The sequence below is a fragment of the Streptomyces sp. NPDC003635 genome, from assembly GCF_053587635.1.
Map to the genome: position 1 here is coordinate 22,920 of NZ_JBSFOK010000014.1, position 13,082 is coordinate 36,001.

Annotated in this window: 10 protein-coding genes and 5 tRNA genes; 6 read left to right on the plus strand and 9 right to left on the minus strand. The window is 73.6% G+C overall.

Translation table 11 applies throughout. From position 1 onward, the window contains the following. Positions 1 to 15 precede the first annotated feature (15 nt). Together ACWDRW_RS15675 and ACWDRW_RS15680 are read right to left on the minus strand one after the other, a co-directional pair. Entirely contained in the window at positions 16 to 837 is an 822-nt protein-coding gene (locus ACWDRW_RS15675; RefSeq protein WP_451723497.1) for an aminotransferase class IV, read from the minus strand. Beyond that, positions 834 to 1,877: a chorismate-binding protein gene (locus tag ACWDRW_RS15680; protein WP_451723498.1), complete on the minus strand. Its 1,044-nt coding sequence runs from the start codon at positions 1,875 to 1,877 to the stop codon at positions 834 to 836. The genes ACWDRW_RS15675 and ACWDRW_RS15680 overlap by 4 nt, the downstream gene beginning before the upstream one ends. Positions 1,878 to 2,066: 189 nt before the next feature. On the opposite strand from ACWDRW_RS15680, the gene ACWDRW_RS15685 reads away from it, so the two are divergent. The 5 genes from ACWDRW_RS15685 (at position 2,067) to ACWDRW_RS15705 (ending at position 2,523) form a co-directional block, all read left to right on the plus strand. Then, positions 2,067 to 2,139, plus strand: a tRNA-Gly gene (locus tag ACWDRW_RS15685). Positions 2,140 to 2,179: 40 nt separating this feature from the next. Next, positions 2,180 to 2,253 (plus strand) — tRNA-Cys (locus ACWDRW_RS15690). A 1-nt stretch (position 2,254) separates the two neighbouring features. Next, positions 2,255 to 2,326, plus strand: a tRNA-Val gene (locus ACWDRW_RS15695). 19 nt (positions 2,327 to 2,345) lie between these two features. Then, positions 2,346 to 2,417 (plus strand) — tRNA-Val (locus ACWDRW_RS15700). Between the two features lie 34 nt (positions 2,418 to 2,451). Continuing rightward, positions 2,452 to 2,523 (plus strand) — tRNA-Val (locus ACWDRW_RS15705). A gap of 65 nt (positions 2,524 to 2,588) precedes the next feature. Here the strand turns inward: ACWDRW_RS15705 and ACWDRW_RS15710 are convergent. The 4 genes from ACWDRW_RS15710 to ACWDRW_RS15725 form a co-directional block, all read right to left on the minus strand. Beyond that, a complete protein-coding gene (locus ACWDRW_RS15710) occupies positions 2,589 to 2,879 on the minus strand; it encodes a TFIIB-type zinc ribbon-containing protein (RefSeq protein ID WP_451119578.1) in 291 nt (96 codons plus the stop codon). A gap of 79 nt (positions 2,880 to 2,958) precedes the next feature. After that, complete coding sequence (locus ACWDRW_RS15715; protein WP_451723500.1) at positions 2,959 to 3,933, minus strand: phosphotransferase family protein; 975 nt, start codon at positions 3,931 to 3,933, stop codon at positions 2,959 to 2,961. A 322-nt stretch (positions 3,934 to 4,255) separates the two neighbouring features. After that, the gene (locus tag ACWDRW_RS15720; RefSeq protein ID WP_315884701.1) at positions 4,256 to 4,435 is read right to left on the minus strand and encodes a hypothetical protein; all 180 of its coding nucleotides are present in this window, start codon (positions 4,433 to 4,435) and stop codon (positions 4,256 to 4,258) included. A gap of 196 nt (positions 4,436 to 4,631) precedes the next feature. Beyond that, on the minus strand, positions 4,632 to 4,907 hold the full coding sequence (locus ACWDRW_RS15725) for a hypothetical protein (protein WP_451723502.1): 276 nt from the start codon (positions 4,905 to 4,907) through the stop codon (positions 4,632 to 4,634). Between the two features lie 196 nt (positions 4,908 to 5,103). Between ACWDRW_RS15725 and ACWDRW_RS15730 the strand changes: the two genes are divergently transcribed. Next, positions 5,104 to 6,456 carry a serine/threonine-protein kinase gene (locus tag ACWDRW_RS15730; RefSeq protein WP_451723707.1) on the plus strand — a complete coding sequence of 451 codons (1,353 nt, stop codon included), beginning with the start codon at positions 5,104 to 5,106 and terminating at the stop codon, positions 6,454 to 6,456. A 51-nt stretch (positions 6,457 to 6,507) separates the two neighbouring features. Here the strand turns inward: ACWDRW_RS15730 and ACWDRW_RS15735 are convergent, their stop codons facing one another. The 3 genes from ACWDRW_RS15735 to cobT all read right to left on the minus strand — a co-directional run bounded on the left by ACWDRW_RS15735 (position 6,508) and on the right by cobT (position 12,810). Beyond that, the gene (locus ACWDRW_RS15735; protein ID WP_451723503.1) at positions 6,508 to 7,326 is read right to left on the minus strand and encodes a TrmH family RNA methyltransferase; all 819 of its coding nucleotides are present in this window, start codon (positions 7,324 to 7,326) and stop codon (positions 6,508 to 6,510) included. A gap of 64 nt (positions 7,327 to 7,390) precedes the next feature. After that, a complete protein-coding gene (gene cobA / locus ACWDRW_RS15740) occupies positions 7,391 to 8,623 on the minus strand; it encodes a uroporphyrinogen-III C-methyltransferase (protein WP_451723505.1) in 1,233 nt (410 codons plus the stop codon). Between the two features lie 404 nt (positions 8,624 to 9,027). Next, positions 9,028 to 12,810 (minus strand): nicotinate-nucleotide--dimethylbenzimidazole phosphoribosyltransferase, encoded by a 3,783-nt coding sequence (cobT, locus tag ACWDRW_RS15745; protein ID WP_451723508.1) that lies wholly within the window; start codon positions 12,808 to 12,810, stop codon positions 9,028 to 9,030. Between the last annotated feature and the right edge of the window lie 272 nt (positions 12,811 to 13,082).

Below are 13,082 nucleotides of genomic sequence, written 5' to 3' on the forward strand. Positions count from 1 at the left end.
TTCTTTTCCCCCGACTCAGGGATCTTGGTCCTGGCCGGACCTCTCGTCGAAGATCCGCATGGCCTTGGCGGTCACCGGGCCCGGGGCGGCGGACAGTTCGCGCTGGTCGACCCGGTGCACGGCCTGGACGTCGCGGAGCGTCGACGTCAGGAAGATCTCGTCGGCCCGCTCGAGCACGTCCAGCGGCAGGTCGGTCTCCCTGGCGCCGGTCCACTCCACGACCAGCTCGCGGGTGATACCGGCGAGGCAGCCGGAGGCGAGCGGCGGGGTGTGGATCTCGCCGTCCAGGACGACGAAGACGTTCGAGCCCGTGCCCTCGCAGAGCCGCCCGACGGTGTTGGCGAACAGCGCCTCGGAACCGCCGTGTTGGTGGGCGCGGGCGAGGGCGACGACGTTCTCCGCGTACGAGGTCGTCTTCAGGCCGGTGAGGGCGCCGCGCTCGTTACGGGTCCAGGGGACCGTGATCACGGCGGTGGTGTCGGGGCGGCGGGTGGTCTCGCCGAGGGCGACGACGAGGGTCGGGCCGTGCTCGCCGCGGTCGGAGCCGAGGGGGCCGTGGCCGCCCGTGTAGGTGATGCGCAGCCGGCCGAGCGGCATCGGATTGGCCTCCAGTACGGCCGTACAGGCGCGGCGGACCTCGTCGTGGTCGGGGTCGGGCAGACCCAGGCCGCGCGCGGAGCGGGTCAGCCGGTTCAGATGCCGGGTGAGCGCGAACGGCTTGCCGTCGGTCGCCTTCACCGTCTCGAAGATGCCGTCGCCCACGGTCAGCCCGTGGTCGAAGACGGAGACGCGGGCGGACTCGATGTCCTGGAGCCCGCCGTCGAGCCAGATCGTCACTGCAGTGCCTCTCCACTTGCCTCGTACTGTCCCGACGCTACCGCGAGCAGCCGGGAGGCTTTCAGTTCGGTCTCCCGCCATTCGCCGTCGGGGTCCGAGCCCCAGGTGATGCCGGCGCCGGTGCCGAAGCGCAGCACGCCTGCCGCGCGGTCGATCCAGAAGGTGCGGATGCCGACGGCGAGCTCGCCGGTGCCCCGGTCCGCGTCGACCCAGCCGATGCCGCCGCAGTACGGGCCCCTGGGCGCCGTCTCCAGCGCGTCGATGATCCGCAGCGCACTCGACTTCGGGGCGCCGGTGACCGAGCCGGGCGGGAAGGCGGCGGCGAGCAGCTCGGGCCAGCCGGCGTCGGGGCGCAGCGCGCCGCGCACGGTGGAGACGAGGTGGACCAGGCCCGGGTGCTTCTCCACGGCGCACAGATCGGGGACGCTGACGGAGCCGGTGGCGCAGACGCGGCCGATGTCGTTGCGGACCAGGTCCACGATCATCACGTTCTCGGCGTAGTCCTTCTCCAGGAGGTCCGCCTCGGTACGACCGGTGCCCTTGATCGGTCCGGACTCCACGATCCGGCCGTCCCGGCGCAGGAACAGCTCCGGGGAGGCGGTGGCGATCTCCACGCCGTGCCCCGGCAGCCGGATCGTTCCTGCGTACGGCGCCGGGTTGCCGCGGGCCAGCAGCGCGGTGAGGGCGTCCACGTCGGCGTCGGGCGCGACGGGCGCGGAGAGCACCCGGCAGAGGTTCGCCTGGTAGACCTCGCCCGCCGCGATGTGCTCGCGGATGCGCCGGACGCCCGCGGTGTAGGCGGCGCGGTCGAGGGAGGACGTCCAGTCCTCCGCCGCCGGGCCGTGCCAGGCGCCCGGCACCGGGGCGGGCACGGGCGCGTCCCGTACATCCTGGAAGCGGGCGCAGGTCAGCCGCCCCTCGAAGTCCGCGGCGACGGCCCAGAAGCCGGTGGAGTCCAGGGCCGCTGGATCACTGGTGACGTCGAGGAGGCCGGTGGCGAGACGGTCGCCGAAACGGGCCAGAGGAGGGAGGTCGAGCACGTTGTCGAGTCTATGGCGGGTGTCACCCGGGTGACCTGGGCATGTCCTCGTGGGGGCTCTGACCACGTCGGACTGCAGGCGGAGCGGGGGTGCGGCGCAGCACGCTGCACAAACGCGTTTTTGTACTGGCCCAGGAATCCGCTAGAGTTCAACACGTCGCCGGGACGCGCAAGCGGAACGGAAAGACAGGCGAACGTAGCTCAGTTGGTAGAGCGCAACCTTGCCAAGGTTGAGGTCGCGAGTTCGAACCTCGTCGTTCGCTCGGAAGAGCAAGGGGGATCATCCCGAACCCCCACACTCCTGGTGGAGTGGCCGAGAGGCGAGGCAACGGCCTGCAAAGCCGTCTACACGGGTTCAAATCCCGTCTCCACCTCCAAGGACGATTAGCTCAGCGGGAGAGCGCTTCCCTGACACGGAAGAGGTCACTGGTTCAATCCCAGTATCGTCCACTGGATCTCCGGATCCCCCGCGCGATTAGCTCAGCGGGAGAGCGCTTCCCTGACACGGAAGAGGTCACTGGTTCAATCCCAGTATCGCGCACGCAAGATCCACGACCCTCGGGTCGTGAGCCCGAGGACGATTAGCTCAGCGGGAGAGCGCTTCCCTGACACGGAAGAGGTCACTGGTTCAATCCCAGTATCGTCCACACACCGACAAGCCCCGGCCGCCGCTGAGCGACCGGGGCTTCGTCGTGCGCGCGCCGCTCCCGCCTCAGCTGGAGAACAGCATGTGGCCGAAGCTCTTGTGGCGCTTGTGGCCGTAGTGGCCGCCGCCGTGCTGCGGGGCACCCCATGCGGGGGCCGCGGGGGCGGGGGCCGCCGGGTAGGCCTGGGGGGCCGGGGGCGCCGGTGGGGCGGGCTGGGACCACTGGGACTCCAGGCGGGTCAGGGCCTCCAGCTCGCCGTAGTCGAGAAATATCCCGCGGCAGCCGCTGCACTGCTCGATCTGGACGCCGTTGCGGTTGTAGGTGTGCATCGGGGCACGGCACTTCGGACACTGCATGTCGGCTCAACTCCTCGCCGGTCGGTCCTGCTTCGCGTATCGCCAGGACAGACTCTGTCCGGCTGCGGTCGGTTGCACCCTACTTGGCTGATTCGTACGTCAACTCGGGCGGGGTCGAGGCCATTCGACCGCAGGCGTCGATGAGGGACCGCTCGACCTCGTCGAGGGCGCGGCCGGCCTTCGTCGCCTTGGCGATCGCTGTGGCTGCCGTCTGGACGGTCAGGGCGCGGGCGGGGATGTCGAGGGTGGGCCACGGGTCGCCGTGCGGGGCGAGAGCGGGGCCGTGGGCGGTGCGGTACGCGGTGAGGAAGCGGGTCCACTCGTCGGGCGCGAGGAGTCCGCAGGCGTACCAGGCGGCGGGGCGGGCGAGGTCCCAGGCGGGAACGCCGGTGCCGAGGTCGTCGACGTCGATGAGGCGCCAGGGGCCGTTCTCGGCCGGGTGGCGGACGAGCTGGCCGAGGTGGAAGTCGCCGTGGCACAGGGTGGAGGTGCCAGTGGTGCCGGGCGGCATCGGGGCCTCTGCCCGGGCCCACGCGGGGAGGGTGTGCCAGGCGTGGAGGACGGCGGTGGCGGCGCTCTCGAGCGGGGTGGTGGCCTGATGCCGGGTGGCCGAGGCTCTCATCCGGTCGATGGCTCGGGCCGCCTTCTCCGGGCCGCGCATGGGGGGCGTGCGCGGCAGGGGTGGGTGCCGGTGGAGGCGGGCGAGGAGGGTGGCGGCGGCTTCCCAGGGGGCGGCGTCGGGGGCGTGCGGATCCACGGGCGTGCCGTACGGCCAGCAGGTCGTCAGGCGGTCGCGGAGGGGGGTCGCGTGCGGGGTGAGGGGTGGGAGGAGGACGTCGGGGAGGGCTGTGGCGGTGGCCAGGCGGACGGTGAGGTGGATGGGGTCGGCGTCCGGGGCGTGAGCCTTGGCGACGGTGTGCGCGTGACGGACGACGGTGGCGTCGGGGCGGTCGGCGAGGGTTTCGGGGGTGCCGCAGGGGCAGGGGGTGCTTCGTGCGTGGGCGGCTGCTGTGGCGGCGCGGGTGAGGTCCGGCACGAGGGGGTTGGCGGTCACGTGGCTCCCTGCGGGGGATGTGTCTGCGGTGAGGGTACGCAGGGGGCGGTGCCGTGCGGGAGTGCGGGGCGCCGGGGCTGGGTGGGAGTGGCTCACGCTTGCCCGCGCTTGCGGGGTGGCTCCCTCAGAGGGGCCCAAGCCCACCCGTGCCGCCCGGCGGTACGACTGCCCGCGGCTCCGCCGGTTTGCGCGGAAAAAGGTAATGCCGGCGCAGCTCCCCAGCTGCGCCGGCATTGTTGCCGTCCGCCGCACCCCCGTCCCCACGGGGTTTCATGGGTGGATGTCCCCGCCCGGACCGCTCTTCCGGGCCTGGGGTCGCCGCTCAGCGCCCCAGCATCACTCCCACGGACGACGCTTGTGTGGCCACCGTCTCCCAGCCGTCGAAGACGAGGAGGAGCAGGGCCGCCAGGGGAAGGGCCATCAGTGTCGCCACCAGCGGGTGGCGACGGCCCTGGCGGCGCGTCTGTGTGCGGAGCAGTGTCCGCGGAGCCGTCTGGGCCATGGTCCCTCTCCTGACCGTTCTGTTGTCCTTGGCAGCGGCGGGTGTCTGACCTCGGGGGACGAGTGCTGCACCCGCCGCTTGACCTCAAATCTACGGGCGCGGCCCTCGTCGTACGTCATGCCCTCGTACCGATTGCCGGGCCTCCCGGAGGATGAGCCGTCACCTGCGGAGTACTCCCCTGGGTGGAGACGGAGTCCTAGGTCTCGGGGTCTTCCCGGAGGGGGCGCCCGGTGTGCCCCGCTTTCTCCGAGGCGTCCTCGCGCGGCACCGGCTGCTCGACCAGCGCCAGGACCCGGTTCGCCATGAAGCGGGCCGTGCGCACGACCGATCCGCTGCGCGTGACTTCGCTCACTTCCACGACACCTCGGCGTACCGCCGTCTCCACCCGGCGGCCCGCCCTGCTCGCCACCACCTCGTACGTGCGGGTCGTGTCCCCCGCGTCCACGACTATCTCCACGCGATCGCCCTTCACGGGTTCAATCCCCCTTCTGTGACGGGTGGTTGGGATCAACGGCAGGGCGAAGTCGGCCTGTTCGCCCGCTCCCTGACCACCCCTCAAGTCTCCCACCGAGCACTGACAATCCGTCCGGACGAGAGGGCGCGGCCTCTGCGCGCGGGCGGCCGGGGAAACGTAAGCTGTGGCTCGTCACAGGGACCGGGCAGCGGGGATGAACATGGCGATGATGCGCCTGAGGCGCGAGGACCCGCGCGTCGTCGGCTCGTTCAGGCTTCACAGGCGGCTCGGCGCGGGCGGGATGGGCGTGGTCTACCTGGGCTCCGACAAGAAGGGGCAGCGGGTCGCGCTGAAGGTCATCCGGCCTGATCTGGCCGAGGACCAGGAGTTCCGTTCGCGGTTCGCGCGCGAGGTCTCCGCCGCGCGGCGGATCCGCGGGGGCTGCACCGCGCGGCTGGTCGCCGCCGACCTCGACGCCGACCGGCCCTGGTTCGCCACCCAGTACGTGCCCGGCCCCTCCCTGCACGACAGGGTCGCCGACGAGGGGTCGCTGGTCGCCGCCGAGGTCGCCGCGATCGGGGCCGCGCTGTCGGAGGGGCTCGTCGCCGTCCACGAGGCCGGGGTCGTGCACCGGGATCTGAAGCCGTCCAACATCCTGCTCTCCCCCAAGGGCCCGCGGATCATCGACTTCGGCATCGCCTGGGCCACGGGGGCTTCGACGCTCACCCATGTCGGTACGGCCGTCGGGTCCCCCGGGTTCCTCGCGCCCGAGCAGGTGCGCGGCGCCGCCGTCACCCCGGCCACGGACGTGTTCTCCCTCGGGGCGACGCTGGCGTACGCCTCCATGGGCGACTCGCCCTTCGGGCACGGCAGTTCCGAGGTGATGCTGTACCGCGTGGTGCACGAGGAGCCGCAGCTGCACGGCGTGCCCGACGCGCTGGCCCCGCTCGTACGGGCCTGTCTCGCCAAGGATCCCGAGGAGCGGCCGACCACGCTCCAGCTGTCGCTGCGGCTGAAGGAGATCGCGGCCCGTGAGGCGCAGGGGATCGCGGAGCTGCGTCCGCCGGCGCCGCGCTCGGGTGACACGGACCGCCCGACCGGACGGCTCGCGGACACCTACCCGGACCGCGCCCAGCGTCGCCCTCAGGGCGCCCCGGGAACGCCCGCGCCCCGCGCCACCGGCCCCTCCTCGCGCGGCCCCGCTCCCTCACGCGGGGGCAGCGCCTCCCGCGGCGGCGGTCCCGCCTCCTCGTCCGGCCGGTCCGGGTCCGCGAGGCCCACGCCCGCCTCGCGCAACACCGGCCGCACCGGCGGCGGCAGCCGTCCCGGTCCGCGCAGCGGCAGCGGGCGTCCGGCACCGCGCACCACGGGCACGGGCCGCCGGCCCGCCAACCCGCAGTTGCTGCGTCAGCGTCTGTTCGTGTTCGTCGTGGTGACCCTGCTGGTCGCGCTCGGCATCGCCGCCGCCCAGGGCTGCCAGGGTCCGAGCCGGGGCATGGGTGACCAGCGGGACGTCGTCCGGCAGGAGCAGGCGGCGCCGGGGCACGGGTCGCCGCACGGGTCGTAGGGCGCCTCGACGTCGTCTTACTGCGAAGGGGAGAACGGGGTCGGACGACCGCTACGCCTCCGGGCGGCCCGTCGCCACCGCGTAGAAGGCGACCGCTGCCGCCGCGCCCACGTTGAGGGAGTCGACGCCGTGGGCCATGGGGATGCGGACCCATTCGTCGGCGGCCACCAGGGCCTGGCGGGAGAGGCCGTCGCCCTCCGCGCCGAGCATCAGGGCGACCCGGTCCATCTTGTGCGGGGCGGCCTCGTCGAGCGACTTGGCCTTCTCGTCCGGGGTGAGCGCGAGGAGGGTGAACCCGGCCTCGCGGACCGACTCCAGACCCTTGGGCCAGGTGTCGAGACGGGCGTACGGGACGGAGAAGACCGCGCCCATGGAGACCTTGACGCTCCGGCGGTACAGCGGGTCCGCGCAGTCCGGCGAGAGCAGGACCGCGTCCATGCCGAGGGCGGCGGCGGAGCGGAAGATCGCGCCGATGTTGGTGTGGTCGTTGACCGACTCCATGACGACCACCCGGCGAGTGGTCCGGAGCAGATCGGCCGCCGTGGGCAGCGGCTTGCGCTGCATGGAGGCGAGCGCGCCGCGGTGCACGTGGTAGCCGGTGACCTGTTCGGCGAGCTCGGGGCTCACCGCGTAGACGGGGGCCGGGAGTTCGTCGATGACATCGCGCATGACGTCAACCCACTTGGCGGACAGCAGCATCGAGCGCATCTCGTAGCCGGCGTCCTTCGCCCGGCGGATGACCTTCTCGCCCTCGGCGATGAACAGGCCCTCGGCGGGTTCGCGCTTGCGGCGCAGTTCTACGTCGGTCAGGCCCGTGTAGTCGCGCAGGCGCGGGTCGTCGGGATCCTCGACGGTGATGAGATCGGCCACAGAGTGATACTGCCTTGTCGTGCGTGCGGTGCCAACGGCTCGGGAGAAGGTGAGTTACCTCGGGTTACGCCATGGTCGTCGGGCCGACCTTCACCACCTCGCCGATGACGATCACCGCCGGCGGCTTGACCTCCTCGGCGACGACGGCCTCGGCGGCCGTGGCGAGCGTCGCGTCCACCCGGCGCTGGGCTGCCGTGGTGCCCTCCTGGATCAGGGCCACGGGGGTGTCCGGGGACTTGCCGTGCGCGATGAGCGTCTCGGCGACCTTCCCGAGGGTGCCGACGCCCATGAGGATCACCAGCGTGCCGGTCAGCTTGGCGAGCGAGGGCCAGTCGACCAGGGAGCGCTCGTCGTCGGGGGCGATGTGGCCGCTGACCACCGTGAACTCGTGGGCGATGCCCCGGTGGGTGACCGGGATGCCGGCGGCGCCCGGCACCGAGATCGAGCTGGAGATGCCGGGTACGACCGTGCACGGGATGCCGGCCTCGGCCAGCGCCTGGACCTCCTCCATGCCACGGCCGTAGACGAACGGGTCGCCGCCCTTGAGACGGACGACGGACTTGCCCTGCTTGGCGTGCTCGATGAGGGCGTTGTTGATGGCCTCCTGGGCCATGAAGCGGCCGTACGGCAGCTTGGCCGCGTCGATCACCTCGACGCCGCTGGGCAGTTCGGCGAGGAGGTCGCGCGGGCCGAGGTGGTCGGTGATGACGACGTCGGCCTCGGCGAGGAGGCGACGGCCGCGCACGGTGATGAGGTCCGGGTCGCCGGGTCCGCCGCCGACCAGGGCGACACCGGGGGTGCGGGTGCGGTGGTGGGGGGCGACGAGCGTGCCGTCGCGCAGGCCCTCGACGACCGCGTCACGCACGGCGGCGGTGTGGCGGGGGTCGCGGGACTTGGTGTCCGTGGTGAGGATCGCCACGGTGACGCCCTCGCTGTGGCCGGTGGCCGGGGTCCACGCGGTGGCGGCCTCGGCGTCGTCGGAGCGGACGCAGAAGACACGGTGGCGCTCCGCCTCCGCGGAGGCCGCGGTGTTCGCCGCCTTGTCGCTGGTGGCGATGAGGCCGTACCAGGCGTCCGCGAGGTCGCCCTCCTCGTACGGCCGCTTCGTCCAGGTCAGCTCGCCCGCGTCCACCATCGCCTCGACGGAGGGGGTCGCCTCGGGGGAGATCAGGTGGATCTCGGCGCCCGCCGCGATGAGGGCCGGGAGGCGGCGCTGGGCGACCTGGCCGCCGCCGAGGACGACGACCCGGCGGCCGGTGAGGCGGAGGCCTACGGGGTAGGCGGGGTTTTCGGCCATGGGGTACGGCTCCCTTGTGCGGCGGCGGTGCGATGCCCTGACGTGCGGATTTTACGGGTCGGATGGCGGGGGCGGTTCAGGTGTCCGATGGCTGGGCGTCGGTGCGGGGGCGGGTGCGTGGGGGCTGTGCCACTCGTTCCGCCCAGCGGAACGACTGCCCACAGCCCCACGGACATGCGGCAGAGCCCGGCGGACGACTGCACAGAGCCCAACGGGCTCAGGAGAACCCGGCGAACGACTGCGCAGGGCCCGGCGGGTGGCTGCCCGCCGCCCTGTGAAGGCCGGGACAGCGAGGCGAAACAGCCCATGACCTCAAGGCAGCCCGGCGCAGCAGTCACAGCCCAACGCGTGCAGGAGAGTCAGAGCCCGGGGTGGTCGGCACCGGCTCCGGGCTCCTGGCTCGCCTACTTCTCGGTGACCCCGGCGGAGTCGAACGTCGCCACCTCGTGCATGGCCCTCGCCGTGCTCTGGACCAGGGGCAGGGCGAGCAGCGCGCCCGTGCCCTCGCCGAGGCGGAGGTCCAGGTCGACCAGGGGGCGCAGGCCGAGTTTGTTCAGGGCCGCCACGTGGCCCGGTTCCGCGCTGCGGTGGCCCGCGATGCAGGCCGCGAGGACCTCGGGGGCGATCGCTCGGGCGACCAGAGCGGCCGCTCCCGCGCTCACGCCGTCCAGGATGACCGGGGTGCGCAGGGACGCCCCGCCCAGCAGGAGGCCGACCATCGCCGCGTGCTCGAAGCCGCCGATGGCCGCGAGGACGCCGATGGGGTCGGCCGGGTCCGGCTGGTGGAGTTCCAGGGCCCGGCGGACGACCTCGGTCTTGCGGGCGAGGGTCTCGTCGTTGATGCCGGTGCCACGGCCCGTCACCTCGGCCGGGTCGGCGCCGGTGAAGACCGAGATCAGGGCGGCGGACGCGGTCGTGTTCGCGATGCCCATCTCGCCCGTCAGCAGGGCCTTGTTGCCCGCCGCCACCAGGTCGCGGGCCGTCTCGATGCCCACCTCGATGGCCTGCTTGGCCTCCTCGCGGGTCATCGCCGCGCCGGTGGTCATGTCGGACGTGCCGGCGCGGATCTTGCGGGGCAGGAGACCGGGGGTCGCGGGCAGGTCGGTGGCCACGCCCACGTCGACCACGCACACCTCCGCGCCCACCTGGCCCGCGAACGCGTTGCAGACCGCGCCGCCGCCGAGGAAGTTGGCCACCATCTGGGCCGTCACCTCCTGCGGCCAGGGGGTGACGCCCTGGGCGTGGACGCCGTGGTCACCCGCGAAGATCGCGACGGCCGCGGGCTCCGGGATCGGCGGCGGGCACTGCCGGGACAGTCCGGAGAGCTGTGCCGAGATGATCTCCAGCATGCCGAGCGCGCCGGCCGGCTTGGTCATGCGCTTCTGCCGCTCCCACGCCTCGCCGAGCGCCTTGGCGTCCAGCGGGCGGATCTGGGCGACGGTCTCGCCGAGCAGGTCGTGCGGATCCTCGCCGGGCAGGGCGCGACGGCCGTACGTCTCCTCGTGCACGACCCACGACAGCGGGCGGCGCTTGGACCAGCCGGCCTGCATCAGCTCGGGCTCGTCCGGGAACTCGTCGACGTACCCGACGCACAGGTAGGCGACGACCTCCAGGTGCTCGGGCAGGCCGAGGGTGCGGACCATCTCGCGCTCGTCGAAGAAGCTGACCCAGCCGACGCCGAGGCCCTCGGCGCGGGCGGCGAGCCACAGGTTCTCGACGGCGAGCGCGGAGGAGTACGGCGCCATCTGCGGCTGGGTGTGCCGGCCCAGGGTGTGGCGGCCGCCACGGGTCGGGTCGGCGGTGACCACGATGTTCACCGGGGTGTCGAGGATGGCCTCGATCTTCAGTTCCTTGAACTGCTTCGCCCGGCCCTTGGGCAGCGACTTGGCGTAGGCGTCGCGCTGGCGCATCGCCAGTTCGTGCATCGTGCGCCGGGTCTCGGCGGAGCGGATGACGACGAAGTCCCAGGGCTGCGAGTGGCCGACGGACGGGGCCGTGTGCGCGGCCTCCAGGACCCGGAGCAGCACCTCGTGCGGGATGGGGTCGCTGCGGAAGCCGTTGCGGATGTCGCGGCGCTCGCGCATGACCTTCAGTACGGCCTCGCGCTCGGCGTCCTCATAGGCGGGCGCGGCCGGTCCGCTGGGCTGTCGTGCTTCTGCCACTGCGGCCGTGCTCTCTTCCTGGTCGGCGGCCCTGGTGTCCAGGTCCTCCGCGTGTTGTACGGCTTCGGGGTCCCCGGCGCGAGGAGCGGGCACCGAGCCCGGCTCCTCGGCGGGCAGCACGATCGGCTGGGGCGGGGTGGGCGCGAGGTGCGGGGTGGTCGGCACCTGGCCCTCCACCGGCACGAACTGGCCGAGCGGCTGCTCCGGGTGCGGCTCCGACGGGAACCCGGGCGTGGCGCCCTCCGACGGCTGGATCTGGGGGCCGGCGGGGTCGGCGACGTAGGGCTGGGGCGCGGACGCCGGGCCGGCCAGGCCCGGGGGCGTGGCCGGCGGCGCGCCGAGCATGTGGGGCTGCGGCATCGGCACGGGCTCAGGGGCGACGTCCGGAGCGTCCGGTACGACGGTGGCGGCGGCCTCCGGAGCTGGGGCGGCCATGACTTCCTGGGCGGGGGCGCCGGCGTCGGCCGCCTGGACCTCCGGGACTGCCGCGACGGGAGGGTGGGGCTCGGTCGTCGCTGCCTCGCCGGTCGCCGGGTGCGCGTCCGGGGCGGCCGGGTCCGGGGTGGGGCTCGGCGCGAGAGCCTCGGGAGCGGGGGCCTCGGGAGCGGGTGCCGGTTCGGGCAGCTGGGCCTCGGGAGCGGGCTCGGCGGCCGCAGCGGCGACCGGCTCGGGGGCAACGGCCTGGGAGGGGTCGGACACGACGGGGTCGGGGCCGTCGGCGAGCGGCGAGGCGTCGGCCGTGGTGGGCTCGGGGGCCGCGGGTACGGCGGACTCGGGGCCTGCGGACTCAGGGTCCGCGATCTCGGGGGCCGCGGGCGCGACGGTCTCGGGCACAGCCGCCACGACAGTCTCGGGCGCCACGGGTGCGTCGGCCTCGGGACCCTCCTGCTCCGTCACCTCGGCCGCCGGGGCCTCCGCCTCGGCGAGCGGCGCGGACTCGGGCGCGACGGGCGCGGCCGGAGCCTCGACGGCGTCGGTCCCGTCCGCCGGGACATCCGCGGCCACGTCGGTCTCGGTCCCGTCCGCCGGGACGTCCACGGCCACGACGGCGTCCTCCGGCGCCGGTACGCCCTCGGGGCCCTCGGTCTCCACCGCGCCCGCAACCGCCTCAGGACCCTGGACGCCCGCAAGCGCCCCTTCACCCTCAGCACCCGGCACCGGCTCGGCGACCGACGCGTCACCTCCGGGCACCGGGACCTGCGCGGCGGGCGCGACGGCATCCCCGGCGCCCGGCGCGACCGGAACGGCCGTGTCTTCCGGTCCGGTGACCGGCGTCGGCTCGTCGCCCTGGGGTTCCGCGACCACGAGCGCGGGCTCCGGCATCTCCACGGGCTGCGTCGCGGCGACCGCCTCGGTCGTGAGGCGGGCCATGGCCGCCTGGGCCGCGTCCGCCTGTCCCCCAGCGGGCGCCGGGACCGCGGCGGGAGCGGGGGCCTGCGCGGGGACGGGAGCCTGCGCGGACTGCGGAACAACCGTTTCGGCAGCCGGCACCTCGGCGCTGACCGGCGCGGGAGCCTGGACGGCCGCCGGAGCCGGCACCGGGCTGCCCCACGGCGCCGCGGGCTGCGGCTGGGGCACGTCCAGGTACTCCGGGCCTGCCGTCGCCGCCGGCCCCGGCTGGCGTACCGGCGCGCCCACCGCGCCGCGGTCGGCCAGGGAGCGGACCGGGCTAGCGGAGGCATCGGGGGTCGGCGGGCCGAGGTGCAGGGGACGCCGCGGAGTGGTCGGCGGGATCGGCGCCGCAGGCGGCATCCGGACCGCGCTGAGGTCGACGGAACCGCTGTCGCGGCCGGACATCTCGTGCGCACCGGGTTCGTGCAGGGCCTCCACGACCGGTTCCGGCGCGGGCGGGGCGACCTCGTTGCCCCAGGCGCTCTGGGCACCGGGCAGCAGCAACAGGTCTTCGTCCTCGGCGGTGGTCTCGGAGAGGTAGGTGTACGCACCGGGCGCGGGGACGCCCGGCTGCTCCACCATGCCTGCGTTCTCCGGCAGTCCCTCGCCCGGGACCTGGCCGGTGTCGGTCATGCGTACCCCTCGCCCATCGGTTAGTGCTTCTACGACCAGCTCACCCGGAACGGCGCACCGACCGCCCCGTAGTGAAGAACGAGCGTGTGTGCCCAGCGGCACGAACGACCCGTCCACAAAGACGACAAAGCCATTAACTGGCATTGTCGCGGCCGTTCCCCCGTCACGACAGCTTCATCCGCGACGATCCCGCTGTGGACTGCGCCACGTTGCGCGTCCTCCGGTTCTGCCGTACCACACCCACCCCAAAACGAGCGTGTTTTCCGGACATT

Bases quoted from the DNA above. Each gene is read 5' to 3' on its own strand.
- ACWDRW_RS15710 (WP_451119578.1), bottom strand. From the start codon at position 2,879: ATGCAGTGTCCGAAGTGCCGTGCCCCGATGCACACCTACAACCGCAAC.
- cobT (WP_451723508.1), bottom strand. From the start codon at position 12,810: ATGACCGACACCGGCCAGGTCCCGGGCGAGGGACTGCCGGAGAACGCA.
- ACWDRW_RS15730 (WP_451723707.1), top strand. From the start codon at position 5,104: ATGAACATGGCGATGATGCGCCTGAGGCGCGAGGACCCGCGCGTCGTC.
- ACWDRW_RS15720 (WP_315884701.1), bottom strand. From the start codon at position 4,435: ATGGCCCAGACGGCTCCGCGGACACTGCTCCGCACACAGACGCGCCGC.
- cobA (WP_451723505.1), bottom strand. From the start codon at position 8,623: ATGGCCGAAAACCCCGCCTACCCCGTAGGCCTCCGCCTCACCGGCCGC.